Source organism: Arthrobacter liuii (genome assembly GCF_014639275.1).
Taxonomy (GTDB): domain Bacteria; phylum Actinomycetota; class Actinomycetes; order Actinomycetales; family Micrococcaceae; genus Arthrobacter; species Arthrobacter liuii.
This window is the reverse complement of record NZ_BMFW01000015.1, coordinates 56,408-83,304: the sequence shown is the minus strand read 5'-3', so window position 1 is coordinate 83,304 and position 26,897 is coordinate 56,408. Positions and strand designations below refer to the sequence as shown.

Here is a 26,897-nt window from a genome sequence, read left to right as displayed (position 1 = left end):
GCATACGCATCTCGGTACTTGGGGGCTGAGAGCTCTTTGTGACTGGGCCAACGGGCAGACGTTCCCCGATTGTTTCCTATGCCCCAGGAGTTCCCTTATGAAGCTCAGACGCAGACATTTCTTCAGCCGGACGGGCCAAGCCCTTGCAGTCGCATTGGTTCTTGCAGCCTCCATCCTCGGAATGCCCGGCACGGCCGTGGCCGACCCGGTATATGGCACCCAAAGCCTTGCCTACTCAGGAGTGTCGAATGCGCCAACGTCGGACAAGCCGCAAAGCAAGCTGTGGTGGAATGACGGCTCCTGGTGGGCGGACATGTGGAAGTCCGGCACAGGATGGAGCATCTACCGCCTTGACCGCGCCTCCAAAACCTGGGTGGACACCGGGGTGGTCAACGACACCAGGGGAAGCACGCTGGCGGACACGTTGTGGGACGGGTCCGATCTCTACATTGCCTCCCACGTGGTGACCATCACCGGCGATGGGACGCCCAATCCGTCGCTCTCCAACTCGCCGGCCAAGCTCTACCGGTACAGCTACGCGGGCGGCAAGTACACGCTCGACAGCGGTTTCCCCAACACCATCACCAACAATTCCAGTGAGTCAATGACGATCGACAAGGACACCACCGGACGGGTCTGGGCGACCTGGACGCAGGTGGGCGGAAACTCGACGTCGGGATACACCAACACGGTGTACATGAACGCCGCCACCAACAGCGGCGCCTCATGGGGCACTCCCTTCGTCCTTCCCGTGGCCAATCCACACCCCGCTCCCGACGACATCTCAGCGGTAGTGGCCTTCGGCAATGGGCAGGTTGGCGTGATGTGGAGCGACCACCTGGCAAACACGGTCTGGTGGGCTACCCACAAGGACTCAGACTCTGCCGCCTCGGCTTGGAAGCTCCAGCCGGCAATGCGCGGCAACGGCCAGGCTGACGACCACCTGAACCTCAAGACGCTGCAGGCCGACACCACCGGCCGGGTCTTTGCCGCCGTCAAGACAAGCCTGAACGACATCTCCAGCGACAAGACCCTGCCGCAGCTGGTCCTCCTGGTCTTCAAGCCCGGCACAGGAGCCTTCACGCAATCCACGATTGCCAAGACGGGCGACTGCGTCTCCCGTCCGCAAATCGTCCTTGATACCCAAAACAACCTGGTGCGGGCATTCCACACTGCTCCGCCCACGTCGGTTTCCGGCTGTGCCTACTCCGGCGTTGCCGGCAGCATCTATGAGAAGACCGCGTCCATGGACAATCCCGTTTTCGGGTCAGGCCGCGGCACGCCCATCATGCAGGCTGCGTCGTCGTCGAACATCAATGACGTGACCACCAGCAAGCAGAGCGTGAACAACACCACCGGACTGGTGGTCATGGCCAGCGACAACGTGGCGAAGCGCTACTGGTTCTCGGACCGGCCACTGGGCAGCACACCGCCGCCCGCGGGCCAGGCGCCGGTTGCGTCGTTCACCGCCAACCCGACGTCGGGGGCCGCGCTACTGAACGTCACGTTTACTGATACATCCACCAATTCGCCCACCTCCTGGGCGTGGGACCTTGGCGACGGCGGCACGTCCACCGCGCAGAATCCAACCCATTCGTACACCACGGCGGGGACGTATACAGCCAAACTCACGGCGACGAACGCCACGGGATCGTCTTCCGCGACAGCCACCATCACTGTCGGCACGGCACCACCACCACCGCCGCCGCCGGCAACCGGCGGGATCACGGCGGTCAACGCCAACACCGCCAATTCCGGGACCGCCGTGACCACAGCGTCGCTTCCGGTTCCGGCCGGCACCGCAGCCGGTGATGTCCTGGTTGCCTCCATCACCACCGACCTCAACCCGGGTTTGACCGCCCCGGCAGGCTGGACGGCAATCGTCAATGGGCAATCAATCAACAGCACCTCGACGTCCGGGGCGCGGGCATTCGTGTACTACAAGGTGGTGGGTGCTTCGGATCCGGCAACGTACAACTGGACCCTCAGCTCCGCAGCCAAGTGGGGCGGCGGCATCACTGCCTACCGCGGCGTCAACAACACCACGCCGCTGGACAGCCCGGTGGTCACCGCCTCTGACACCAGTTACTCGGCCACCAGCATTACGGTGGGCAGCATCACCACAGCCACTAACGGTGCCATGTTGATTGGCGGGGTGGCCCGTGATTGCAGTTCACCCGTGGTTACCGCACCAGCGGGCTGGACCGAACGCTGGGAGGCAGCGGCAGGCCAGATCGCCGAGCAGGCTGACAAACCCCAGGCGACGGCGGGTGCCAGCGGAACTGCCACATGGACCCTCAGTGCCGCGCGGGCTGTTGCCGCCTGGCGGACCGCCCTCAAGCCGGCCGCCTAGATGAGTAAGTCCTAAGCGGGCTTATTGCAGAACAGACCCCCGCGCGCTGGCGCCGAGGGTCTGTTAATTGCTGGCGGAGGGTGTTAAACCCTCGGTGTGAACAATGAACTCAACACCCTCCTGACCACACTCTATGTCTTCCTGACCGACCGTGTCCTGCCGGACCTGGGCTATACCCGATCCGGTCGGCCAGGCCGGAAGGTCCGGCTAGATGACGCCGAACTGCTGTGCCTGGTCGTGGCCCAGCATCTGCTTCACGGCTCGTCCTCGGAGTCCCACTGGATCCGCTACGCCAGGGCCCATCTGCGCGGTCATTTCCCCCAGATCCCGCACCAGTCCGGCTACAACAAACGCGTCCGGGCGGCAGGGCCGCTCATCGCCGCCGCCATTACGGCCCTGGCCCGGGACACACCGTCCTGGCACGAAGTCCTGCGCCTTCTGGATTCCACCCCGGTCCCATGCGGGATGTCACGGGAAACGGTCAAGCGCTCTGACTTGTCCGGCTACGCAGGCTACGGATACTGCGCCTCGCACTCCCGTTTTTTCTGGGGATTCCGGCTCTACCTGATCAGCACCCCCGAGGGAATGCCCGTGATCTGGGGGCTTGCAAACCCGAAGCTTGGTGAACGCGAAGTCACCCAGGCGCTGCTCGAACGGGAACACCGGCTGATCCACGCCGGGCAGGTCATCCTCGGTGACAAAGGCTTCGCCGGCCGGGACTTCGAACGGTTCATCACCAATGACCTCGGCGCCACGCTGGTCCGCCCCGACCGCAAAGACGAAAAACCCCGCTTCGGCCGGTTCGGCGGGATCCGCCAATGGATCGAATCGATCTTCGACGCCCTCAAAGGCCAGCTCGGCCTCGAATATCACGGCGGCCGCACCGTTGAAGGAGTCTACGCCCGCGTCGCCTCCAGACTCCTTGCACTCGCTGCGGGGATCTGGCACAACTGGCATACCAACACACGCCGCAAACGCTCGGTGACCGCCTACGACCACTAAAACCCCAGAATCACTTTCGTGGTTGCCTGTTATCAGTTCAAAAGGGAAATCCGCGCCTAGCTTCGTGGTCACCATCCGGCAAAAGTCCTACTCGGCCCCTGCCTCGTAGGAAAAGTCGCCCAAAGCCACCTTAAAATCCGGCTCCAGGCGGGCCACGACATCCAGCACCGACCTGACCCCGGACCCCGTGCCCATGTCAGCGGACGCGGTGAAGTGCACAGTGCCGGCACTCAGAACCGGATGCCCCTGGCAGGCGGAAAGGCCCATGCATACTGCGGCAAACAGGACCGCGGTGCCGATGCGCCAGCCGGCAATTTTCATGACCCATTCCGTCCTCGAATCGCCGCCCGGGCCCCGGTATTTCCGAGCATAACGGCCAAGGACGCCCGATGACGACGAGGGGGGCTCCACCACCACCTCAGCGACCGCAACCCTAAGCAAGCCCGAGCCAATCTTGATGAAATCCAGCGGTAACTTTGTGGTTCCGTCGTTTATTGCAGCGTTATATTCGCATGTATCGGCATAATCCGCTCTGGGGGGTGGACGCCGGAACATGAATTGGTAGTGCAAGAATGCGGTCTCCTTCTTCGTAGATTGGGGACGCCATGCCACTTATCGGCCGAAGCAAAGAACTTGACCGCATCCTGTCCGTAATCCACGGGCCAAAAGAATCCGCACTGGCGGTCATCGGCCGCAGGGGCACGGGCAAATCCGCCCTTTTATCCGAGATCCCCACCCTTTCCGGCTACCGGACCGTGTTCTTGGCCGCCAGCGCCGCCGAAGCGGACTGGCCGCTGTCCGGGCTTACCGCACTCCTGAACGATATGGACGATCCCGTCCTCAACCGGATTTCCGATGAGCTCCTCCGGGACACCACCGGAGCCATGGGCGTACGGGCAGTGTCCAGCTTGCTGCTCGACGGCCTGCACCAGCGCTCGTCGGCACGAACGATCATCGTGATCGACGACGCCGACCAACTGGATCCAGGTAGCCAGGCGGCCATCGGGTTCCTTGCCAGGCGACTGACCGGCACCGACGTCATCCTGTTTGTCGGCGTTCGGGAGGATGTTCCGGAGAGCCCCTTCAGCGGCCTACATGCCCTTCAGCTTAGTGCCCTCAGCTACAGCGACACGGTGCGGATGCTGGAGAGCGTCCCCGCAAAACGGACAACGACGGCGGCCGCCCACGCCGTTGCCGCAGCCACCCGCGGCAACCCGCTCGCCGCAGTCGAGCTCTATGACCTGCTGATGGAACGGCATGCTGAAGGAAAGTATGCCCTGCCCGTCCCGTTGCCCTCCAAGGGCAGCTTCGACGCAGAATACGCTTCCACAGTGGGCGCCCTGACCCAGGGCGCCCGTGCCGTCCTGGACCTCCTCGCACTGTCCTTCCGCGGCGACATTTCAACGATCGAGAAAATCGACCGCGATGTTTGGACGAGCGTCGATGAATTGCTGGCTGCCGGCCTGGTAAAACGATCGGGGCCGCACCTGGGGATCGGCGACCAGCTGCTCCGTGGTTATGTCTTCGCAGCCATGACGCCTGCGGTCCGCACCGCCAACCACCGGACCCTTGCGGAAGTAGCATGCAATACCGACCCCTACGCCCGCAGGTGGCACCTGAGCTTTACCGCCCTGGAACGCCAGACCCCGTTCCAACTGCTCCGCCACGCCATGGACCTGATCCGGGGTGGGGAAGTATCCTTCGCGGTGGAGTACATCGAGCGGGCCCTCACCATCAACCCGTGGGAAGCGGAAACGGCGGTGCGCCTCACCAGCGTGGCCGAACTGCTCTTCAACCGGGGTGAGTTCGTGTACGCCCGCCGGTACCTCGAATGGGCGCAGCGCGTGACCCGCAACCCCGCCCTGATCCTGCGGCTGACCGGTCTGTCCTTCGAAATCCAGTTCGCCCAAGGGGCTGCCGTCCGCGCCAGCATGGTGCTGCGGCTCGTGAAGGAGTTCGGCCAGCATGACCCGGCATATTCCGCCAGCCTACTGGCCATCGGTGCCCTCTACTACGCCGAGCGGTGGGAACTGCAGGAAGCCTCCGAGCTGCTCCGCCACGGCAGCGCATTCCGCGGGTCCGCGTCCGCCCAGTGCCTGGGCATCGCCGACCGCGCCAAGCTGCTGATCGAATCCCTCAGCGGTGACACAGCGAACCTGGACCGCAAGCACGAGCAGACGGACACCGCCCGGATAGCCGGCATCCTGATACACGGCCGGGCCCTGACCTACGCAGAGCACTACGAGAGCGCACATGAAGCCTTCGCCCTGCTCCAAAGTTCTGCCGAACCTGGCCAAGTCAACTGGCAGGAAACCGCAGCGTTTATGGCAGTGGACAATGAAATCCGGGCAGGCAACGTTCGTGCAGCGATCAGGCTGATCGACGAACTCGAACACCTTGAACCTGAACTCAAATACCACCGCGGAACGCGACACCTCTTTCGGGTATGGCGTGCGCATTCGCTCGGCGATTACGTACAGGCCCGTGTTTATGCAACGGAGGCGCTCCGCTACGCAGGCGCAGAAAGCCATCCTGCCATCACGGCACAGCTTTCCGCTTGCCAAGGCCACTTCGCACTGCTGCGCGGCGACCTGGCGGAGGCCGTTGCCCAGTTGTCCCGGGCCGCCGAAATTGGCATGCGCTTTGGCAACCCCACCCTCCTGCGCTGTGAGGCGGACCTGGTGGAGGTACTGATCCGGCTGGGCCGCCACCACGAGGCCACGCAGGCGCTCCTGCGCCTCGAGAGCCGCTCCGTGGGGCTGCGGTCGCTGTGGCTGATGACGGCTGTTGCCCGAAGCCGCGCCATGCTTGCGGACGGGGAGCAGTCCCTGCAACTGTTCAGCCAGGCGCTCGAAGGCAGGAACGGACACACGCTTGAACGGGCAAGGACCCTGATGTGCTATGCGGAGCGGTTGCACGCCTTTGGCAGGCTGCGCGACGCGCGCGATGCGCTGCTCCGGTCCAAGGTGATGTTCGACGAGGCCGGTGCGGATGCGTGGACGCAGCATGTGGATGCCCTCCTGCTGGACGAACGCATGGAGCCCGCCCGCCCGCAGGGCAATCCGGCGATGCTGTTGCTCGCCGACCATGAGCGGTCACTGGCCACGATGGTTGCCCGGGGCATGCGCAATAAGGAAATTGCCGCCACGTTGTATGTTTCCGTTAGAACTGTCGAAGTGCGCCTCACCGCGATCTACCGCAAGCTTGGCGTTGAGTCCCGGGCGCAGCTGACTGCCCTCGCCGCAGGCAAGGGAACCACGGCCGCAGAGCCGTACGTCCTGCCCGTTATGTAGGCGAACGGCCGGCGATTGCAGATACCCACAGTTTCCACATCCTTGCCCACCAGTACCACAAGGGCGTTGCCCATCCCCTTCAAATCCTTCAGCCCGACGCTAGTTTTGGCTTCACGGCCAAGGACAGGCGGCTACGCCGGAAAGGAGTGCCATGGCAAAACACCAGCAGCCACGATCCCGGGTGCGGCAGCTGGGACGCCTCCATGAGTGAGCTGATCCTGATAGCTGCCAGCGGCCTGGCCCGCGAAGTCCTGGCGATGGTCCGCAGCAGCGGCCAGTACGACGTCGGCGGCGTGCTTGACGACGACAAAGAAATGGCGGGGGTTTCCGTAGATGGCGCCCCGGTGCTGGGGACCATTGACGATGCCGCCAATTACATGCACGCCTTCGTGCTGGTGTGCATCGGCTCCGGCCAGGCACGCGAATCCGTAGTGGAGCGCCTGACGGCCCTGGGTCTTACGGAGGCGCGCTTCGCCACCGCCATTGACCCATCGGTGCAGTACCCGGAAGGTTGCCGGGTCGGCAGGGGTAGCATTTTGCTCCGGAATGTCACGCTCACTGCCTCGGTCACCCTGGGATCCCACGTGGTTGCCATGCCCTCCGTGACGTTCACGCATGACGATGACGTGGCGGACTTCGCGACTTTCGCCGCGGGCGTGTCTCTGGGCGGCGGAGTCCGCATTGGCCGGGCGGCGTCCCTCGGCATGAACTGCAGCGTCCGGGAGCGGACCTCAGTGGGAGCATACGCAACCGTAGGGATGGGAGCCGCCGTATTGAGCAACGTACCGGATGGGGAGACCTGGATTGGCGTCCCGGCCCATGAAATAGACCACAATGGACACGGATCGGGAAGCTTGCGATAGGACCGCCGCTGTCGCACGTTCCGGCCGCGCTCCGGTAAGCGCCTTTGTCACGGGAGACCTGGTCCATCGGTCGAGCCAGCGTTGCCGACTAAGTCCGCCTACTTGCCGGACCTGCGGATATATTGCGGGAATTTCGACCTGAACCGTCTGAGTCATCCATCATGCTCCGGCACTCAACTCCTGTAAGTCACGGAAAGAGTGCTGAGTCGCCACCTTGGGCTGCGGATGGAAGCTCCATGATTCCCTACCAAGTGATCCGCCACCTGCCCGACGACATATCCGTCCCCCTCCTGACATTCAGTGCCCCGTTCCGCGTCCGGACTTCGTCCCATAGCGCTGCGGGAAGATTCATGTACTGGGACACCAAAACCGAAGAGTCGCCGCCGAGTGGTTATTGAACTCGTCCGGCGTGGCCTTTTCGCTGCATTCGCTGAGGTACTGCAAGTAGAACACCAGGTCGTGGCCGGGGATGCCGTCCGCCCGCGCCCCCTCCTAGTCACAAGTGCGGCACCAGTAGTGGGTACTCGTTCTTGTCCCGGTGATTACCGGGTCCACTTCTGCAGGGCACCTGTCCGGAAGAACAGCTCCGCCACCACCGCCAGGCGCAGGGGATCTTCCACCCCGCACAGCTCCCGGGCGGAGTGCATGGACAGCAGCGGCACGCCCACGTCCACGGTCCGGATCCCCAGCCGCGTGGCGGTGAGCGGCCCGATGGTGGAACCGCACGGCATCACGTTGTTGGACACGAATTCCTGGTACGGCACCCCTGCTTCGCCGCAGAGCCGAGCCCAGAACGCCGCACCAAACGCGTCCGTCGCGTAACGCTGGTTGGCATTGATTTTCAGCAGCGGGCCGCCGTTCAGTACGGGCTGGTTGGCGGGGTCGTGCCGCTCGGGATAGTTGGGGTGCACTGCGTGCCCGGCGTCGGCGGAAAGGCAGAACGACGCCGACAGGGCCTGCCGCCGCTGGCTCACCGTTGCGCCCAGGCCGTCGGAGATGCGCACCAGGACGTCCTCCAGGATGGGACCGCACGCACCGGAGCGGGAGTTGGAGCCGATTTCCTCGTGGTCGAAGGCGGCGAGCACCGAAATGGGGCCGCCGGCGCTGCCGGAACCGGCATGGGCAATCAGCGCCGCCAGGCCCGCGTGCGTGGCCGAAAGGTTGTCCAGCCGCCCTGATGCGAAGAACTCTCCCTTGCCCCCGAAAACCGCAGGCGCCTGCGTGTCCGCAATGACGACGTCGTACCCGCCAATCTGCCTAGGGTCAACGGATGCGCCGGGAACCGAAGCTGCCAGGACGCCCAGCAGGTCCGAATCCGACGGATTCCCCAGCCCCCACACCGGGTTCATGTGGCGCTGTTTGTCCAGGGAGAGCCCCTCGTTGACCGCCCGGTCCAGGTGGATGGCCAGCTGCGGGAAGCGGAGCAGCGGACCGGTGGCGGTGAGATGCTCCGTGCCGTCAAGCATCACCAGCCTGCCCGCGAGCCGCAACTCGCGGTCCAGCCAGGAGTTCAGCAGGGGGCCGCCGTAGATCTCCACTCCGGCCTGCAGCCAGCCGTGGGCACCGGTGGTGGGCTTGGGTTTGAGCTTGAACGACGGCGAATCGGTGTGCGCCCCCAGGATGTTGAACCCCGTAGCCGGTCCCGCACCTTCCGGGACCACCCACCCGATCAGCGCGCCGTCGCGGATGATGAAGAAGGAACCGGAGCCGCCCTCCCACGGCTGCAGTTCATCCAGGCGGGTAAACCCGGCTTCCTCCAGCCGCCGGCCCCCCTCATGCGCAGCGTGGAAGCTCGACGGCGATGCGCTGACATAGGCGCCAAGGTCCTGAACGTGGTCGGCGGCAGAGGAAGGCAAAGGCATGGTCCCGAGTCTAGCGCCGCGCCTACTCGGCCGGTGCCACGGCAGCTTCCGTCGCCATTTCCGGTTGCGTACTGGCAGCAGCATCCTTCCGGCGGTAGCGGAGTACGCCCACTGCTACCACCACCGCCGCCAGTGCCAGCGACAGCAGCAGCGACTCCCGCGTCGATTCCACGATCACCATGCCGATGAGCAGGACCACGATGCTGATGATGGCGGCCCAGGTGAGGTACGGGAAGAGCCACATCTTCAGCTGCAGGTCCTTGGCGGCAGCACCCATCCGCCGGCGGAGGACCAGCTGCGAGGCCGAGATGACCAGCCACACGAACAGTGCGATCGCACCGGAGGTGTTGACCAGGAAGAGGAATACGGTGTCAGGGGCAATGTAGTTCAGTCCCACCGTCACGAAGCCGACCACGGTGGAGGCAAGTACGGCAGCGGCGGGGACGCCACGGCGGGAGATGCGGGTCCACGAGCGCGGCGCGTCACCGCGGGTGGAGAGCGAGAACAGCATGCGGCTGGCGGTGTAGAGACCGGAGTTCAGGCAGGAGAGGACCGAGGTCAGCACCACGACGTCCATGATGGTGCCGGCGCCCGGGATGCCGAACAGTTCCATGACTGCCACGTACGGGCTCTTGGCCACGGAGGCGGAGTTCCACGGAAGCAGGGTGACCACCACCGCGATGGAGCCGATGTAGAAGACCAGGATGCGCCACACTGTGGATTTCACGGCCTTCTTCACGGCATCCACCGGGTTTTCGGATTCGCCGGCTGCGATGGTGGCGATCTCGGCGCCAAAGAAGGAGAAGACCACCACGAGGATGCCTGCCAGGACGGCGCCGGGGCCGTTGGGCATGAAGCCGCCATTGTTGACCAGGTTGCTGAGGCCGGGTGCGGGGACGCCGGGGATGAGCCCCAGGATGGCCGCGGCGCCGAAGATCAGGAAGAGGACGATGGCCGCGACCTTGATGGACGCGAACCAGAACTCGAATTCGCCGTAGGACTTCACGGAGCCAAGGTTGGTGAGTGTCAGCAGCACCATCAGGACCAGGGCCCAGACCCACTGGTCAATACCGGGCACCCACCGGTGCATGATGGCTGCACCTGCGGTGGCCTCGATGCCCAGGACGATGATCCAGAACCAGGCATAGAGCCAGCCAATGCTGAACCCGGCCCAGCGGCCCAGTGCCTTATCCGCGTAGGTGGAGAAGGAGCCCGTTTCGGGGTTGGCAGCGGCCATCTCGCCCAGCATGCGCATGACCAGGATGACCACCAGCCCGGCCGCCGCGTACGCGACGAGGATGCCTGGGCCGGCCTGCTGGATTGCGGCTCCGGAGCCGACGAAGAGTCCTGCACCAATGACGCCGGCGATGGCGATCATGGACAGGTGCCTGGGTTTCAGGGACTTTGAGAGTTGCTGGTCAGCATGCATGGAAGCGCCGTCCTGTTGGGAAATAGCATGGGGTTGAGCGACGTGCATTGGTGCACCACGGGGACCGTGTGGTGCACCACATCGTCGTTTCACCCTAGGTCCGCCATCATGCGCCTTGCTTTGTGCACTCCAACAGTCCTGCCTGCGCCCAACAGGACGGGCCTCCAAGCAGAAACCCTAATAGGCAAATAAAGTTTCCTGCCAGGCATATTTGTAATGTGCCCGAAACCACGCGGCCGTGGGCGGCGCGCTGCGCAAACCGGGCGTGGGGCCTACACGTCCCGCCGTTTCAGCAGGATCGCAGCGAACAGGATGGGGACGACCACCCACACGCCAAGGACCAGCCCGGCCTGCCATGCCTCCAACGTATCCGGAACATGTTGGGCCGCCGTGAGCGGCTCAACGGTGTTGCCCGGAAGGTACTTGCGGGCCTCCTTGAAGAAGTCCCCCGGGATGAGCTGGAAGGCAATGGGCGCCACGAAGAAGATGCCCACCAGGCTCATGATGCCGCCGGCCGAATTCCTGATTAGCGTGCCCAGGGCCATTCCGATGGCGGCGACGGCTGCCACATAGATGCTGTTGACCAGGAGGAGCTTCACCGACTGGGAACTGCCGAGGTCCAGCTTGAGCCCGTAGTTGTCCAGGATGGGCACGGCCACCAGTCCTGCCACCCACGTGGAGACCGCGGTGACCACGAATGATGTCACCATCACCACCACCAGCTTGGCAGCGAATGCGGGGAGCCGCCTGGGCACCGCTGCGAAGGTGGACCGCGCCATGCCGGTGGTAAATTCCGAACTCATCAGGAGCACGCCCAGGGACCCGAGGATCAGTTGGGCGAAGGCGATGCCGGAGGTGGGGACACTGACGGCGAGGTCACCTCCCTGCGCTGCCATGCGTGCAGCGGCCTGCGTGTCCCGGGTGGCCGCGCCAGCAAACTGGCCGGTCCCCCAAGCAGACAGTGCGCCGAACCCGACCATGACCACTGCCGTGGAGGCGATCAGGATCAGCGTGGAGAGAAGGCTCCGGAACTTGATCACTTCCGAGTTGAGGACCCGGATGAAAGTGGGGCCGGGCAGGGACCGTCCGCCGTTCTTGCGGAGGCTGCCTGCGGTTGACGGCGCAGGTTCAGGCAAGGGCGTGGATTCGGTGGCCATGGAGCTCATTACTTGCTTACCTCCGCAGCGGGCAGGGAGTGGTATTCGACGTCGTCCTTGGTCAGTTCCATGTACGCCTCCTCGAGGCTGGCAACGAGGGGCGTGAGTTCGTAGACCATGACCCGGTTTTCCAAGGCCGCCCCCGCGATGGTCCTGGGCTCCAGGCCCGTTACTTCGAGCAGTTCCCGCTCCGGTACTTCTATGGACGCACCCCGCGCGGCAAGCAGCTGGTAAAGCCGGTCAGGGTCATCGGTCCGGACGCGGACACGGGATTGGCCCTTGCCCGTGATGATGTCGCGGATCGGTGCGTCGGCGATTACCCGGCCGCGCCCAATGACGATCAGGTGGTCGGCGGTCTGCGCCATCTCGCTCATCAGGTGGCTCGAGAGGAAGACCGTCCGCCCCTGCCCGGCGAGGTACCGCACCAGGTTCCGCACCCAGACCACGCCCTCCGGGTCCAGGCCGTTGACCGGTTCATCGAGGATGAGCGTCTGCGGGTCGCCCAGCAGTGCCGCCGCGATACCCAGCCGCTGGCCCATGCCCAGTGAAAAGCCGCCGGCCTTCTTGCGGGCCACCGCATCGAGCCCGGTCATCTCGATCACCTCGTGCACCCGCGATTTGGGGATGCTGTGCGTGGCCGCCATTGCCAGCAGGTGATTGTAGGCGCTGCGGCTGGTGTGGACCGCTTTGGCGTCGAGCAGGGCACCCACCTCCCGCAGGGGTGCCTTGTGCCGCACGTAGGGCAGGCCATTCACCGTGACGGATCCCGACGTCGGCCGGTCCAGTCCCATGATCATGCGCATGGTGGTGGACTTTCCCGCCCCGTTCGGGCCCAGGAAGCCCGTGACCTGCCCTGCCCTGACGGTGAAACTGACGCCGGCGACGGCGGTCTTGGCGCCGTAGACCTTGGTCAGCCCGTTTGCCTCGATCATGAAGAATCCTTTGGACGGCAGCACGCGGCTGCGGACGATGTTGGGTGGGAGTGCACTCCCTACGCTATCGAGGCCCGCGCTGCTTTCCGCCGAAATCAGGGATGATTCAGGGGAGAATCAGGGTACGTTCCCTTGAGTCAGCGGCGCGTACGTCAGTGGCGCGGCGAGTAATAGGACAGGGCCCTCGGCCACACGGTGTAGGCCACGCTCCGCACTCCAGCCAGCGCTTCTCCATCAACCGCAAGGACCATGGGTGCGCCATCAGCGTCAATCCTGACCTCCGTTGCCTCCCGCAGGTGGGTGATCCCGGAGCTGGCCACGGTTCCAGTTAGCACGGACCAAAGCAGCCGGAGCCGGGCAAACGACTCGTCTGCGGTGATCAGCCGCACGTCCAGTACGCCGTCATCCATCACGGGCCGGATCAGCGGCGCATGGTCCCGGGGGTAGTGACGGCCCCGGCCCAGGTAGGCGATCCACACCTTGTGCCGGACACCGTCGACGGACAGTGTTACCGGCGTCCCCGCGCCAAAGGTCCAGAACATCGCCACAACCCCGGCCAGCCGTTTTCCGAGCGCGGGCTGCAGGCGCTCCCGCCGCCGCACAAGATTTGGATAGAGGCCGACGCTGGAGGTGTTCAGCATGACCAAATCCGAAACTTCCGGATTGCCGGCCAACCCCCGCTTTGCCGTGACCACCCCAACGTCCGCCAGGGCCGCCTCGCCTTTGCTCGCCGCCTCCACTGCCTCCTTCAGGCTTCCCGTCCCGGCGTCGCGCGCAAAGTGGTTCAGGGTCCCTCCGGGCAGGACCAGCAAGGGAATGGAGCGGTCGACGGCGGCAGCGGCCGCGGCGCCGACGGTTCCGTCGCCGCCCCACACACCTAAGGCCCGGGTACCGGGGTGATCAGCGGTGGCATTGATTCGATGGACGAGGTCCTCCCCAGGCTGCACCTTGTTTATATGCGCCATTGGAAATACTTCCTGGAGTGCCGCGGCAGTCTCTTCCTTGAAGGAGCCACCAAGGGTGTTCACTACGATGCTGAGTCCCTCGCCATTCGGCAATGCAGGCGCGCTGGTCCACGCCCGCCTCGTCTGCGGCATAGGTGGCCGGACGGGCCACCAACGGCGGGTTACCAGGGCAGCACCGGCACCCAGCGCCGAACCGAAAAGGACGTCCGAAGGCCAGTGCGCGCCCGTGTGGACCCTCGAGTAGGCAACCCCCAGGGCAGCCGGGGCCAGGGCGGCACCCAGGGCGGGGCGGACAAGGCCGGCACCGACTGCGAACGCGACGGCTGATGCCGAATGTCCGGACGGCATGGAGGAACTCGTGGGTTGCGGATGCACGAAGCGGAAGACCGGCAGGTGCTCTGGCAGGGGTCGGGCCCGGGGGAGTAGCGTCTTGAAAACCAGGTTGGTGACAGCGGACGCCACTCCTTGGGCGATCAATCCATGCAAGGCCGCCATCCGCGTCTTGCCCGGGAACAGCGCCAGGACCGCTGCCGTTCCCATCCAGAGCTTGCCTTGGTTAGCTGAAGCCGACAGCCGCCGGAAGAAGACATCATGGTTCCCTCCCGGCAGGTTGGATACATGCCTCAAAAGGTATCTATCGAGGCGACTTATCCGGCTCCGGCCTCTGGGCCTGATCCTTCGCATGTCAACACCCTAACCCCGGCAGCTACTCGCGCCCGGCAGACGCCCGCACGCTGCCCCCATGCGTCATCGGCAAGGGCCTGGCCGCCCCAGCCAGAAGCAGGGCCAGCAGGATAGGGGCCATGATCGCCAGCAAGGCGGTGTGGATGCCGGTGAGGTCACCAAGGTAGCCGAGAAGCGGCGGTCCTGCCAGGAATGATATATAACCCAAGGTGGATACAACCGAAACGCGGGCTGCTGAATGCCGGGGATCATCCGACGCAGCCGACATGCCCATGGGGAAGGCGAGGGCCGCGCCGATACCCCAAAGGGCGGCACCGATGCCTGCCAGCCAAATATTGGGTGCCAGCACGAAGAGGCCCAGCCCCACCGCCGCCGCGGCCATGCTGGCCCGCAGCACCACCACGCGTCCGTACTTGTCGATAACCCGGCCGCCGAGGAAGCGCATGGCCGTCATGGCCAGGACGAACAGGGCGAACATGAGTGCCCCGGTTGATTCGGATGTCCCGAGTCCGTCAACCGACGCCTTGGCGATCCAATCATTGCCCGCGCCCTCAGTAAGCGTTGCCCCCAGGACCACCACGCCAATGAGCAGCGTTCTCCGGTCCCGCCACGCCGACGGTCCCTTGGCTGCCTTCGGTTCCCCTGCCAGGGACGCGGCAGAGATATTCGGCAGGAAAAAGCGCGGGGCGACGATGGCCACCAGCACGACGACAGCCACGATCACCAGCAAGTGCAGCGGCAGGTTCACACCCAGGTTGGAAAGCCCGGCACCCACCAGCGCCCCCACAAAGGCACCGCCGCTGAATGCAGCATGGAACTGCGGCATGATGGTCCGCCGTAGCTTGTGCTCCACGTCAGCTCCTTCGATGTTCTGCGCCACATCCCACAGGCCGATTCCAATGCCGAAGAAGAACAGGGACACTGCCGTGCCGGCAATGGAGGTGGCAGAAAGCGACATGGCGATTCCCACACCTGCCGCCGCGGCCAGCAGGCCGGCGAAGCGCACTGTATTCGCCGTCCCCACCCTGCCCACCACCAGTCCAGCGGCGGGAAGCGCCAAGAGTGAGCCCACTGCCGTGCACAGCAGCAGCGTGCCCATCTGCCCCGACGTGATCTGCAGCGTCTGGGTGACGGCCGGAATCCTTGCCGCCCAGCTGGCGAAGACAAGTCCATTAATCCCGAAGACCACGAATGTCGCTGCTGCAGCCGCTGTCAATCCCACGTGTTGTTCCGTGCCGGCATTAGTGCTCATACGTTCACTACTTCCACAGAGTATTTTTCGAGTTCAGCATTATCTTGTGCACTGAATTTCCGGTCCGTGACGATCACGTCCACCTGATCCAGGCTGGTGACGAGGACACGGGCACTAGCCTGCCACTTTGCCGCGGACGCAGCCATCACCACCCGTGCTGCCGATTCCAGGCCAGCTCTTTTGACGGCTGCATCGTCGAGGTCATGGGCCAGCAGGCCGTCCTTGAAATCCACGGCACAGGGGGTCACTACGGCAGTGTCAAAACGCAGCGACCTGATGTTTGACTCGGCGAGGGGCCCGCGGAAACAGAGCTCCCCCGGCACCATGCTCCCGCCGGGCAGCAGCAGAGACGGCCGGGAACCCGCAGCGCCGTCCCCGTCCGCTGCCGCCGTAAGGGCCTGCAGCGACATTGGCATCAGCGTCAGTTCCCGGCCGGTCAATGCCCGTGCCACCTCGGTTGCCGTGCTTCCGCTGTCCAGCCACACGTGTTCGCGTTCAGCCAGCAGCCCGGCAACGGCAGCCGCGATGCGCCGCTTGCCGTCCTGCTCCTCCAGCTCGCGCTGACCATAGCCGGGGTTCTGCCCCTGGCCGATCAGGCTCCTCGCACCGCCGTGGACCCGCCGGAGGACGCCGTGGCCCGCCAGCGCCTCGAGGTCGCGGCGGATGGTTGCACCCGAGGCTGCACAGGCCTGCATCAACTCTTCCACGCTTACCTCTGGGCGCTCCCGAAGGAGTTCGGCAATGGCCCGGTGCCGCTCATCCGTTCTCATGATCAAATGATATCAATTTCTGATCATTTGATCACTTGCTGATCAGCGGACCCGCTCGACCCGTTGCTCGTCCCAGACCGGTTCCGGGGACTCATAGACTTTCCCGTCCGCACCGAACACCAGGAACCGGTCGAACGTCCGCGCAAACCAGCGGTCGTGGGTGACCGCCAGGACGGTTCCCTCGAAGTGGTCGATGGCGCGTTCCAGCGCTTCGGCGGAGTGCAAATCCAGGTTGTCCGTGGGCTCGTCCAGCAGGAGCAGGGTGGCACCGCTCAATTGCAGGAGCAGGATCTGGAACCGTGCCTGCTGCCCGCCGGAAAGGGACTCGTACTTTTGTTCCGACTGCCCCGCCAGCCCGTAGCCGTCCAGGGCACCCGCAGCCGCCTCCCGGCCCAGGCCGGACCGGTGTTCGTCGCCGCGGTGCAGGATCTCCAGCAGCGTCTTGCCCAGGAGGTCTGGACGGACGTGGGTCTGGGCGAAGAACCCGGGCCGGATCCGCGCACCGAGCTTCACGGTCCCTTCGTGCGGCACCTCCGCGATCTCCACATCCGAGACAGGCAGGTGCTCGCGTTCAGGGTCGGTGCCGCCGGTGGCGAGCAGCCTCAGGAAGTGCGACTTGCCGGATCCGTTGGAGCCCAGCACGCCAACACGGTCCCCGAACCACACCTCGGTGGAAAACGGCTTCATCAGGCCGGTCAGCTCCAGCTGCTCCGCCACGATGGCCCGCTTGGCAGTCCGGCCGCCCTTGAGCCGCATCTGTACGTTCTGTTCGATGGGCAGGGCCTCCGGCGGCCCCACCTCCAGGAATTTTGCCAGCCGGGTCTGGGCCGCGTGGTACCGGTTGGCCATGTCGGAACGGAACGCGGCCTTGTTCTTGTACATGTTGACGAGTTCCTTGAGCTTGATGTGCTCCTCGTCCCAGCGTTTGCGCAATTCCTCAAAGCGCGCGTTCCGGTCGACGCGGGCCTCCACGTAGGAGCCGAAGCCACCGCCGTGGATCCACGCGGCTGCTCCGTTGATTCCCGGCTCCAGGGTGACAATGCGCCCGGCCGCGTTGTTCAGCAATTCCCGGTCGTGGCTGATAAAGAAGACTGTCTTCTTTGACTCATTCAGCTTTTCCTCGAGCCAGCGCTTGCCCGGCACGTCGAGGTAGTTGTCCGGTTCGTCCAGGAGCAGGAGGTCGTCCGGGCCCGCGAACAAAGCTTCCAGCACCAGCCGCTTTTGTTCACCGCCTGAAAGGCTCGACGCCGGGCGGTGCTGTGCGCGGTCAAATGGCAGTCCCAGCGCGGCCATGCAGACCTCGTCCCAGACAGTCTCGACGTCGTAGCCGCCAGCATCTCCCCAGTCCACGATTGCCTGCGCGTACCGCATCTGGGTGGGTTCGTCGTCGTGCTCCACCATGGCCAGCTCGGCCTCATCAACCTCGCGGGCAGCGGCCGCAAGAGCCGGGGGAGCGGCGGACACCAGGAGGTCCCGGACGGTGGAGCCGTCACGCACCTGCCCCACGAACTGGCGCATGATGCCCATGTTTCCGGAGCGCCCGATGACGCCCTCGTCGGGAACAAGATCCCCGGCGATGATCCGGAACAAAGTGGTTTTGCCTGTCCCGTTGGGGCCGATCAGGGCGGTCTTGGTGCCGTCCGGAACCTTGAAGGTCACCCCGTTCAGGAGCTGGGTGCCGTCCGAGAGGAAATAGTCGATGCCGGAAACGTCAATATGGGCCACGCCCCCAATCCTCCCACGCCGCTACTTAACCGGCGGCGGTGAGGAACTGCTTCAGCAACGGCCCGGATGTGGTGGCGCCCAGCCCGCCGTCCTCCACGAAGACGGCCACGGCCAGGTCGCCGTGCACGGCCACGATCCATGCGTGGGTTTTCGGCGGATTCTCGGTGCCGAACTCAGCCGTTCCTGTCTTCGCGCCCACCGGCGCACCGGGGACGCTGGACAGGAAGCCTGCGTGGCCGGAAGTCACGACGGCGCGCATCATGTCTGCCAGCGATGCCGCCTCCGCCGCGGTGATCGGCTTGTCCGACGCCGTGGAGGGCGCCTCGGCCGAGGCAGTGGCGGACGGTGCGGCCGCCGGGGCGGTGGAACCTGCCGTCGTTCCGGCGGCGGGAGCACCGGCGTCGGGGTTAAGGACCAGCTGCGCCGAAACCGGCGCGCCCTTGGCAACGGACCCTGCCATGATCGCTGCGGCAAGCGGGGAGAGCAGGACCTTGCCTTGGCCGATCATGGATGCCGCATGCTCGGTGCCTTGGGCCTGGCCGGGAACGGACCCCAGGAACGCTTCCGCACCGAGTTTCGGCGCCTCAACCGCTACTCCCATGGACGTGGCGGCGGCCTCAAGCTGGCCCTGTGATACCGAGTCGCGCTGGGAGATGAAGGCAGTGTTGCAGGAGTGCGCAAAGGCATCCCGCAGTGTTACCGCGCCCAGGGAGGTCTCGGGATAGCCCTCCGAGTTCTTGAAAGTGCGTCCGTCCACCGTGAGCGTGGGGGTGCACTGCACGGTGGAGTCCGGCGTCATCCCGTTGCGGAACATGGCGAGCGAATCCACCATCTTGAAGATGGAACCCGGCGCATACTGTCCCAGCATCGCGGTGTTGTAGCCGTTGCTGCCCGGCCCGGAGGCCGCTGCCAGCACGGCCCCGGTGGAGGGGCGCAGGGCCACAATGGCCGATGCCGGCCCCACGCCGTCCAGGGTACTTTCAGCCAGCGTCTGCAGCCGGGGATCGAGGGTGGTTTTCAGCGGCGTCCCCGGCTTCGGCGCCACCTGGAAGAGGACGCGCCGGGGGTCCGTTCCCGCGGATTGGATCTGTTCGCGCGTCAGGTCAGCCCGCTGCGCGCGGATAACGACGGCGTCCGATCCGCGGAGCTGGCCGTCATACTGCTGCTGGAGCCCGCCGATGCCCGTGACATCGCCGGCGGCCAGGGCACCTTTTGACGCCTCGACCTGTTCGGCGGTGGCTTCCCCCACCGAACCAAGCACCGCACGGGCAAACGTCCTGCTCGGGGCCAGCGGGATCGAGGCCGGAATACCACGGGCGCCGGGGATGGCCTGGATCTGCGCATTGGAGATGGTGCGGCCTTCTTCGCGCAGCGTGATCGCCGATACGAAGGCCTGCGCCCCGGCGGCCTTGACCTGCTGCACGTAGGCGGCGGGGTCCACGCCAACCAGTGCTGCCAGCTTGCCTGCGGAATCGGCCGGGTCAGCACCGCCCAACTGGGGCTTGTCGATGCCCACATTCACCACTGGGCGATAGGTCACCAGCGGGACGTCACCGGCGCCGAGGATATCGGCGCGCTGGGGGGACTGGGATCCCTTGGTCACGATCTCGCTGTCCGCGAGGCCGGGGGCCAGCATGGCCGGGTCCCACACAGTGAGCCATTTGTCGCCGGACTTCTTGAAGTTCGCCGCGATAGTGTACTTCCACTCCGCATCGCCGAACTTCCACGTGTAGTTCAAGGGCGCGGCTGCCTTGTCTCCGTCCAGCGTCAGTCCGCCCGCCTGGACCTCGGGCTTTTGCGGATCCAAGGCAGCGAACACCTGCTGCAGCTGGTCATTGGCTGCGCCGGCATCCTTGCCCTCAAAGGCCACAGACCCTAGGTCCAGCGCCGAGACCGCGCCGGCCAGCTGTTGTGCCGCGGCTTCCGCCCCGGATTTTCCGTCATCACACGCCACCAGCGAAGTACCAAGGATGAGCCCAGCTATGGCAAGCGAAAGTTTTGTTGGTTTCCCCATCGCGCCATTATCCCCCGGGCCGGCCGTCTGCCGCGCCGCGCCGCCTCGTGCCCTCGCCAGGGTGGGGACCTATGAGAGCCCCAGGTCCGGAACCGGCAGTTTGAAGATGTCCTTCAGGGCGTACTTTGCTGCGTGCATCCCGGGCATTCCCGTGACCCCCGGGCCGGGCGGCGTCGACGACGAGCAGAGGTAGACACCCAGCAGCGGCGTCCGCCACGGGACGGGGGATACCACCGGCTTCTGGATCAGCCCGCGGACGTCCATCACGCCGGCGCTGAAATCCCCCCCGATGTAGTTGCGGTTGTACTCGGCCAACTCCGCTGCGGTGATGACGTGCGATTCCACCACCAGGTCGCGGAAGCCCGGCGCAAACCGTTCCAGCTGGGCCACCACCTTGCTGGTCATGTCCTTTGTTGAGCCGGAGGGCACGTGGCAGTAGGTCCACAGTATGTGCCGTCCGGCAGGGGCGCGGCTGGGGTCGAAGCGGGAAGGCTGGGCCACGAGCACGTAGGGCTGTTCCGGGTGGCGTCCGGCGCTGACCTCGTTCTCCGAGCGCGCCAGTTCCGCACGCGTTCCGCCCACGTGGACCGTGCCGGCGTCGGAAAGTCCGGTGGCCTGCCACGGCACCGGCCCGGAGAGGATGAAGTCCACCTTGCAGGAGCCGTTGCCGTAGCGGAAGCGCTCCAGTGCCCTCCGGTAGTGCCCGGGAAGCGAGTCGCCTGCCATGTCCAGCAGCCCGCGGGGTGCCACGTCCAGCAATGTGGCACGGGTGGCAGGAAGCTGTTCCAGCCGCCCTATCGGTGTTTCGGTGTGGATGAGGCCGCCGTGGGCGCGGATGTCATCGGCAAGTGCTGCCGCGATTGATGCAGAGCCGCCGCGGGGGATGGGCCATCCGCCGGCATGTGCCAGGGCACCGAGCATGAGCCCCGCCCCGGCGGCTGCCAGGGAGGGCAGATGGGAGATGGCGTGCGCAGCCACTCCGCTCAGGAGTGCCGGCGCAAGCTCTTCCCGGAACCGGAGGTTCCACAGTCCGGTCCCCTGTTCCAGGGTCCGCAGACCGTAAATGCCGGCTACCAGGGGGTTCCGGGGGATCCGGAGGAGTTGGTTTTGGGTGAAGTCCATGACGTCATCGATGTGCTGGACCAGCGGTTCCATGAGCCGCCGGTAGGCGGGGCCGTCCTGGCCCAGCTCCAACGCCGTCCGGTCCAGCGCTGTGTACGCCAGCGCTGCCCGGCCGCCGTCGAGGGGTGAGCCGAAGGACACTTCCGGGGTGACCAGGTCCACCCTCCGGGGCAGCTCAAAGGCGCGGAAGAAAGGGGACGCAACGGCCATTGGATGCACTGCTGAACAGACGTCGTGGAAGTGCCCTGGCTGCATCAGCTCAGTGGTCCGCGTTCCACCGCCGATTTTTGTTGCTGCCTCGAAGACCTCCACTGACAGCCCGGCCCGTGCCATGACGGCCGCTGCCGCCAGCCCGTTGGGACCGGAGCCTACTACCGCGACATCAGGCATGCGACCTGGCTTTCGATGGACTGAGTGCAGCCGCGGGTCCCCCTGGATTCAGCCGGAAACGGTCCGGCGCATTGGCGAAAGGGCCGCCATGCGGATCATCGAGATGGTGGCGGCGGACGGGGTCATAGGTGGCGTCGTAGATATCCCAGACGACGCGGGCCATGAGGTACGCTACCGCGGCCATATGTGCGGCAACGGCGAGGACGTAGTACGGCATATCCAGGTTGTGCTGGGAGGAACCTGCGCTGGTCACCTGTCCAAGGTACATCCATATTGCGGCCCAATGCAGGGCTTCGATACCCTGCCAGACCAGGAAGTCGCGCCAGCGGGGCCTGGCAAGGGCCAGCAGCGGGATGAGCCACACCACGTACTGGGGCGAATAGACCTTGCTGGTGAGGATGAAGGCCGCAACTACCAGGAAGGCGAGTTGCGCCAGCCGCGGGCGGCGACGGGCCGTCAAGGCAACAGCCGCAATGCCGGCGCAGGCCACGACAAAAAGCCCGGCGGACAGGACGCTGACGGCTTCGCTGCCCAGTGCCGGCCAGCCCAGCCTTTCCGCAACCAGGTTGTAGGCGAACCAGGCCGAGCTGTACCCGGCTCCCCGGTCGGCGCTGTATTGGAAGAAATAGGCCCAGCCGGAAGGGTTGGCGGCCGCGAACGGCAGGTTGACCACAAGCCACGTGGCAGCCGCACTGCCGGCGGTCACCAGCAGCGGGCGCCATCTTCCCGTGCGTACCGCGAGCAGCAGGATGGCCCCGAGCACCAGCACCGGGTAGAGCTTGGTGGCGGTGGCCAGCCCGACCAGGACCCCAGCAGGAATGAGCCGCTGACGGGCGAAAAAATACATGCCCACCGCGAGCAGGCAGGCAGCCCACAGGTCCCAGTTGATGGTTCCGGCCAGCACGATCCCCGGCGCCACTGCCATCATTGCGGCGTCCCACGGGCGGCGGCCGGGCATGCGCGCAATCACCAGCACGGTGAGCATGGCCACGGCCGCCAGCAGCACGGCGTTGATGTCGAAGTAGGCCAGTTCCCGCGCTTGGGCGTCTCCGCCTGGCACCAGCCAGGCCGTCACCCCCGCGATCAACCCGATGAGCACTGGGTATTCGAACTGGCTGCCGCTGCCCACGATGGGAAAGATCCCCTCCGCCAGGCCCCTGTTGCGGAACAGCTCCGGGAAGTCCGAGTAGCACGTGGCATAGAACTGCGCGGGGGTCTCCCAGCCGTTGACCCTGCAGTACCCCTTCAGCAGGACCCCCAACAGCGCTGCCAGTGCCGTGAGGACAATAAGCACCCGCTCCACCGAAAAGACACCGGGGGAGACCAGGCCGGGATCGGTCCGGGCCCCCAGCGGGCCACCAACCACCTCAGTGAAATTCCGCAGCAGCCCATCACTGCGGCTGGGCACCACGATGCGGGGCCGTCGTTGATCCTCCGGCGGCTGAGTCTCGTGCATGGCATCGAGCTTACAGCCGGCCCCTTCCCCCGCGCCCGGGGCCGGCTGTCAGCGCAGGCCGCCCAACTGCTGGTGCATGAGCACGAAGACGTCGTTCCGATGCTGCTCCAGCAGGGCGCTGTTGAAGGAACCAGGACTGAAGGAACTGCGGCGCTGCAGCGGGCGGGACAGGAGTCCCATCATTCTTTGTATCAAGGGGAGCCACCTCCTCTCTTTGCAATTTGGCGCGGAAGAGTGCACGGCGGAATTGCACCGAAACTAGGTGCGCAGAGGCACAGCATTAGGGTGCATGAATTCCACAAATAGGAATTAGAGAAATTGCACAAAAATGTACAAATGAAGGGTGCACCGGCTACGCCGGGAAGCTATACCGGGGAACTTGTTCAGACGCGAAGCGAGGGCTGCGCCATTGGTTGTTCCGGGTGGCTCGCGACGAAGCACAGCGGTCCGGACGTCGACGGCGGTCAGCGGCCAAGCGCCAACGCGGAAGTCTTGGGCGCGTCCAGTGCCCAGGGAGCTGGTGCCGTTAGCGGCGTTGCAGCAAACCCGGCAAGGCGGCAGGCCGCCTTGAGCCGAAGCTGACCGGTGCCACACGCGCGGAACCAGCAAAGGCAGGGAACGCATTGACGGGGGCATTCCATTCGCCAGTCAAAGTCATCATTGTCCCAACCTCCTTTTCTGCTGTCCGCTGCGTGAATTGCAATGCGGTCCATGACCCGGGCAGGTCACCATGGGGTCAGGAATAAAGGTACCGCAGGATTCCATGAATGACCAGCAATTCTGGAAAAGAAGGAAAAACATTCTTTGGAAAGAAGGTTTAAAGACCCCAGCGCACAATAGCGGGCGTCTTCTTATCCCATCCCAACGTGCAGACCTTGGCCGTCCCCAGGATGAAGTGCCGGCCTTCCGTAGGCGGAAGTTCCAGCCATCGCGCGGTGAGGATGCGGGAGAAATGACCATGCGCCACGATCAGCACATTGTCCATGCCGGATTCCAGGATTCGACCGATAATCTTGTCCGCCCGCGCGGCAACCTCGTCCAGCGTCTCACCATTGGGCACCCCGTGGGTCCAGATCAGGTAATCGGGGTTGTCCTTGCGGATCAGGTCCGAGCTGATGCCTTCGTAGTCGCCGTAGTTCCATTCGACGGCAAGCGGTTCGTGCCGGGCCTCGGGGAAGCCGGCGAGTTCGGCTGTCCGCCGGGCCCGCCGCAGCGGGGAGGTGAGCACCAGGTCGAAGTCGACGCCGTCCAGCACCTTGCGGGCCTCCACGGCCTGCTGCTCGCCTTCGACCGTCAGGGGGAGGTCCGTAAGGCCGGTGTACTGCCCGCTCTTGGACCATTCGGTCTCACCGTGGCGGAGGATCCAGAGCTGGGGGCGCGGGGCAAAGGCGGGGCTGGTCACTTGGACTCCTCAACGGGTGAAGGTTCGACGACGGCGGGAGAGGCTTCGGCCGCAGGTCCGGCAGGTGCTGATTCAGGCTGTTCGGCCCACCAGCGGAGCAGGCGCCCCTCCGCTTCTTCGGCGGGCAACGGTCCGTGTTCCATCCGTTCATTCAGGAGGAATTTGTAGGCGCGGCCCACCACAGGCCCCGGCTTGATCCGCAGCAGGGCCATGATCCGGGCTCCGTCCAGGTCCGGGCGCACCGCGTCCAGGGACTCCTGTTCGCGGAGCGTGGCGATGCGGGATTCCAGGTCGTCGTAGGCGAAGGCCAGGCGTTCAGCTTTGCGCTGGTTCCTGGTAGTGACGTCGGAGCGGGTGAGCCGGTGCAGCCGTTCCAGCAGCGGCCCGGCATCGGTGACGTAGCGCCGGACGGCTGAGTCGCTCCAGCCGGCGTCGCCATAGCCATAGAAACGCATGTGGAGTTCCACCAGGCGTGCCACGGCCTTGGTGGTGTCGTTGTCGAACCGCAGCGCCTTCATCCTCTTGGTGGTGAGCTTGGCACCCACCATGTCGTGGTGGCGGAAGCTCACCGCGCCGCCCGGTTCGAAGCGTCGGGTAGCCGGCTTCCCGACGTCGTGCATTAGGGCTGCGAACCGCAGCACGAAGTCCGGCCCGGGCACTGCCCCTTCCGCGTCCGTTTCAAGCCCGGCCGCCTGTTCCAGGACCTGCAGGGAGTGCTGGTAGACGTCTTTGTGGCGGTGGTGCTCGTCGGATTCGAGGCGGAGGGCGGAAACCTCGGGCAGCACATGCTCGGCCAGGCCGGTGTCCACCAGCAGATCCACACCCGCCCGCGGCAGGGCCCCGCACACCAGCTTGACCAGTTCGTCCCGCACCCGCTCCGCGGAAATGATGGTGATCCGGTCCGCCATGCGCGTCATGGCATCCCGGACGTCGTCGTGGACGGAAACTCCCAGCTGCGCGGCGAACCGGGCGGCGCGCATCATCCGCAGGGGGTCATCGGAGAAGGATGCTTCCGGCGCGCCCGGCGTGGCCAGCACGGAGGCGTGCAGGTCGCGGACGCCTCCGAACGGGTCCACCAGTTCCATGGAGGGAAGCTTCAGCGCCATGGCATTGATGGTGAAGTCGCGGCGCAGCAGGTCGTCGGTGAGCGAGGAGCCGAACGCCACCACGGGCTTGCGGGAGTCGGGATCGTAGGCCTCGGCCCGGTAGGTGGTGATCTCGATCTGGAAACCGGCCTTGCGCATGCCGATGGTGCCGAAGGCCCGGCCGATCTCCCAAAAGTTGTCTGCCCACTTCTTGATCAGTGCCACGGTCTGGTCCGGGGTGGCATCAGTGGTGAAGTCGAGGTCGGGAGAGGTCCGGCCAAGGAACAGGTCGCGCACCGGACCGCCCACCAGGGACAATTCGTGGCCGGCGTCCACGAAGCGCTGTCCGAGCTCCAGGACCACCGGGTCCACCTTGAAGTCGACAGTGTGGGAATCAATCTTGTGGTGTGCGTGCGACATAGTTCCTTAAGCTTGGCAGAAACCAGCGCCGTGGCAGTCCAAAAAAGCGTCACGATCCGCGCTGATTGACGTTCCGCGCCGGAAAGTGCGTCATATCCCGTCCATGTTGGTGTCATGTTCCGGTCATCACGGGAGGGCAACAGTCGTTAGAGTGGACTCCATGGCCCATCCAGTACCGAGCGCTCCAGGCAGGAGGACAAACGCTCCATTGCCGTCGGCAATCGGAGCGCACGTTGCCCCTGCCCAGCAGTCGGCACCGGCGTCGCTGCCCACGGTTGAGGAAGTTTCGGCGGGCGGCGTTGTGGTGGACACGTCCGACGCCGAATTGAGGGTTGCGATTATCGCCCGCCTTAACCGGGGCGGACGCCTCGAATGGTGCCTGCCCAAGGGCCATCCGGAAGGCAAGGAAAACAACGAAGAGGCAGCGGTCCGGGAAATTGCCGAGGAAACCGGCATCGAGGGCATCATCCTGGCACCGCTGGGCAGCATCGATTACTGGTTCACTGTCAGCGGCCACCGGGTCCACAAGACCGTGCACCATTACCTCCTGCGCGCCACGGGCGGCGAGCTCACCATCGAGAACGATCCCGACCAGGAAGCCGTTGATGTGGCCTGGGTGCCCATCCAGGAGCTGGCCCGGAAGCTGTCCTTCCCCAACGAACGCCGCATCGCCGACCTCGCCCGCGAGGTCCTGCCTGGGCATCTCTAACCCCGGACGCCG

20 protein-coding genes are annotated in these 26,897 nt (G+C 65.3%); 5 read left to right on the top strand and 15 right to left on the bottom strand.

Annotation, left to right across the window (positions count from 1 at the left end; all coding sequences use genetic code 11):
• Window positions 1-97 precede the first annotated feature (97 nt).
• Window positions 98-2,353, top strand: coding sequence for a PKD domain-containing protein (locus IEW19_RS23560; protein ID WP_229748491.1), 2,256 nt, complete (start codon window positions 98-100; stop codon window positions 2,351-2,353).
• Window positions 2,354-2,449: 96 nt separating this feature from the next.
• A complete protein-coding gene (locus IEW19_RS14765) occupies window positions 2,450-3,355 on the top strand; it encodes an IS982 family transposase (protein WP_188572366.1) in 906 nt (301 codons plus the stop codon).
• 87 nt (window positions 3,356-3,442) lie between these two features.
• Here IEW19_RS14765 and IEW19_RS14760 read toward each other — a convergent pair whose 3' ends face one another.
• Entirely contained in the window at window positions 3,443-3,676 is a 234-nt protein-coding gene (locus IEW19_RS14760) for a hypothetical protein (protein WP_188572365.1), read from the bottom strand.
• Window positions 3,677-3,960: 284 nt separating this feature from the next.
• On the opposite strand from IEW19_RS14760, the gene IEW19_RS14755 reads away from it, so the two are divergent.
• Both IEW19_RS14755 and IEW19_RS14750 read left to right on the top strand, forming a co-directional pair.
• Window positions 3,961-6,648 carry a helix-turn-helix transcriptional regulator gene (locus IEW19_RS14755; protein ID WP_188572364.1) on the top strand — a complete coding sequence of 896 codons (2,688 nt, stop codon included), beginning with the start codon at window positions 3,961-3,963 and terminating at the stop codon, window positions 6,646-6,648.
• Window positions 6,649-6,851: 203 nt separating this feature from the next.
• Entirely contained in the window at window positions 6,852-7,511 is a 660-nt protein-coding gene (locus tag IEW19_RS14750; RefSeq protein ID WP_188572363.1) for a NeuD/PglB/VioB family sugar acetyltransferase, read from the top strand.
• A 542-nt stretch (window positions 7,512-8,053) separates the two neighbouring features.
• Here IEW19_RS14750 and IEW19_RS14745 read toward each other — a convergent pair.
• The 14 genes from IEW19_RS14745 to IEW19_RS14685 all read right to left on the bottom strand — a co-directional run bounded on the left by IEW19_RS14745 (window position 8,054) and on the right by IEW19_RS14685 (window position 26,176).
• Entirely contained in the window at window positions 8,054-9,373 is a 1,320-nt protein-coding gene (locus tag IEW19_RS14745; protein WP_188572362.1) for a M18 family aminopeptidase, read from the bottom strand.
• A 22-nt stretch (window positions 9,374-9,395) separates the two neighbouring features.
• Entirely contained in the window at window positions 9,396-10,802 is a 1,407-nt protein-coding gene (locus tag IEW19_RS14740; RefSeq protein WP_188572361.1) for an amino acid permease, read from the bottom strand.
• Window positions 10,803-11,074: 272 nt separating this feature from the next.
• Complete coding sequence (locus IEW19_RS14735; RefSeq protein WP_229748490.1) at window positions 11,075-11,968, bottom strand: ABC transporter permease; 894 nt, start codon at window positions 11,966-11,968, stop codon at window positions 11,075-11,077.
• The gene (locus IEW19_RS14730) at window positions 11,968-12,891 is read right to left on the bottom strand and encodes an ABC transporter ATP-binding protein (RefSeq protein WP_188572360.1); all 924 of its coding nucleotides are present in this window, start codon (window positions 12,889-12,891) and stop codon (window positions 11,968-11,970) included. The genes IEW19_RS14735 and IEW19_RS14730 overlap by 1 nt, the downstream gene beginning before the upstream one ends.
• Window positions 12,892-13,043: 152 nt before the next feature.
• Window positions 13,044-14,540, bottom strand: a complete 1,497-nt coding sequence (locus IEW19_RS14725; protein WP_188572359.1) for a bifunctional phosphatase PAP2/diacylglycerol kinase family protein — start codon at window positions 14,538-14,540, stop codon at window positions 13,044-13,046.
• Between the two features lie 22 nt (window positions 14,541-14,562).
• Window positions 14,563-15,792, bottom strand: coding sequence for an MFS transporter (locus IEW19_RS14720; protein ID WP_188572358.1), 1,230 nt, complete (start codon window positions 15,790-15,792; stop codon window positions 14,563-14,565).
• Window positions 15,789-16,562, bottom strand: a complete 774-nt coding sequence (locus IEW19_RS14715; protein ID WP_188572357.1) for a DeoR/GlpR family DNA-binding transcription regulator — start codon at window positions 16,560-16,562, stop codon at window positions 15,789-15,791. The genes IEW19_RS14720 and IEW19_RS14715 overlap by 4 nt, the downstream gene beginning before the upstream one ends.
• A 42-nt stretch (window positions 16,563-16,604) precedes the next feature.
• Window positions 16,605-18,287: an ATP-binding cassette domain-containing protein gene (locus tag IEW19_RS14710; protein ID WP_188572356.1), complete on the bottom strand. Its 1,683-nt coding sequence runs from the start codon at window positions 18,285-18,287 to the stop codon at window positions 16,605-16,607.
• Window positions 18,288-18,312: 25 nt separating this feature from the next.
• Window positions 18,313-20,301, bottom strand: a complete 1,989-nt coding sequence (locus IEW19_RS14705; RefSeq protein WP_188572355.1) for a penicillin-binding transpeptidase domain-containing protein — start codon at window positions 20,299-20,301, stop codon at window positions 18,313-18,315.
• A gap of 69 nt (window positions 20,302-20,370) precedes the next feature.
• On the bottom strand, window positions 20,371-21,813 hold the full coding sequence (locus tag IEW19_RS14700) for a phytoene desaturase family protein (protein WP_188572354.1): 1,443 nt from the start codon (window positions 21,811-21,813) through the stop codon (window positions 20,371-20,373).
• Window positions 21,806-23,269: a glycosyltransferase family 87 protein gene (locus IEW19_RS14695; RefSeq protein ID WP_188572353.1), complete on the bottom strand. Its 1,464-nt coding sequence runs from the start codon at window positions 23,267-23,269 to the stop codon at window positions 21,806-21,808. The genes IEW19_RS14700 and IEW19_RS14695 overlap by 8 nt, the downstream gene beginning before the upstream one ends.
• 48 nt (window positions 23,270-23,317) lie before the next feature.
• A complete protein-coding gene (locus IEW19_RS23935; protein ID WP_268236267.1) occupies window positions 23,318-23,452 on the bottom strand; it encodes a hypothetical protein in 135 nt (44 codons plus the stop codon).
• A gap of 634 nt (window positions 23,453-24,086) precedes the next feature.
• Entirely contained in the window at window positions 24,087-24,671 is a 585-nt protein-coding gene (locus tag IEW19_RS14690; protein ID WP_188572352.1) for a histidine phosphatase family protein, read from the bottom strand.
• Window positions 24,668-26,176, bottom strand: a complete 1,509-nt coding sequence (locus tag IEW19_RS14685; RefSeq protein ID WP_188572351.1) for a CCA tRNA nucleotidyltransferase — start codon at window positions 26,174-26,176, stop codon at window positions 24,668-24,670. Before IEW19_RS14685 ends, IEW19_RS14690 begins: the two co-directional genes overlap by 4 nt.
• Window positions 26,177-26,384: 208 nt before the next feature.
• Here IEW19_RS14685 and IEW19_RS14680 point away from each other — a divergent pair, with 208 nt between their 5' ends.
• Window positions 26,385-26,885, top strand: coding sequence for an NUDIX hydrolase (locus IEW19_RS14680; RefSeq protein ID WP_159629410.1), 501 nt, complete (start codon window positions 26,385-26,387; stop codon window positions 26,883-26,885).
• Window positions 26,886-26,897: the final 12 nt, after the last annotated feature.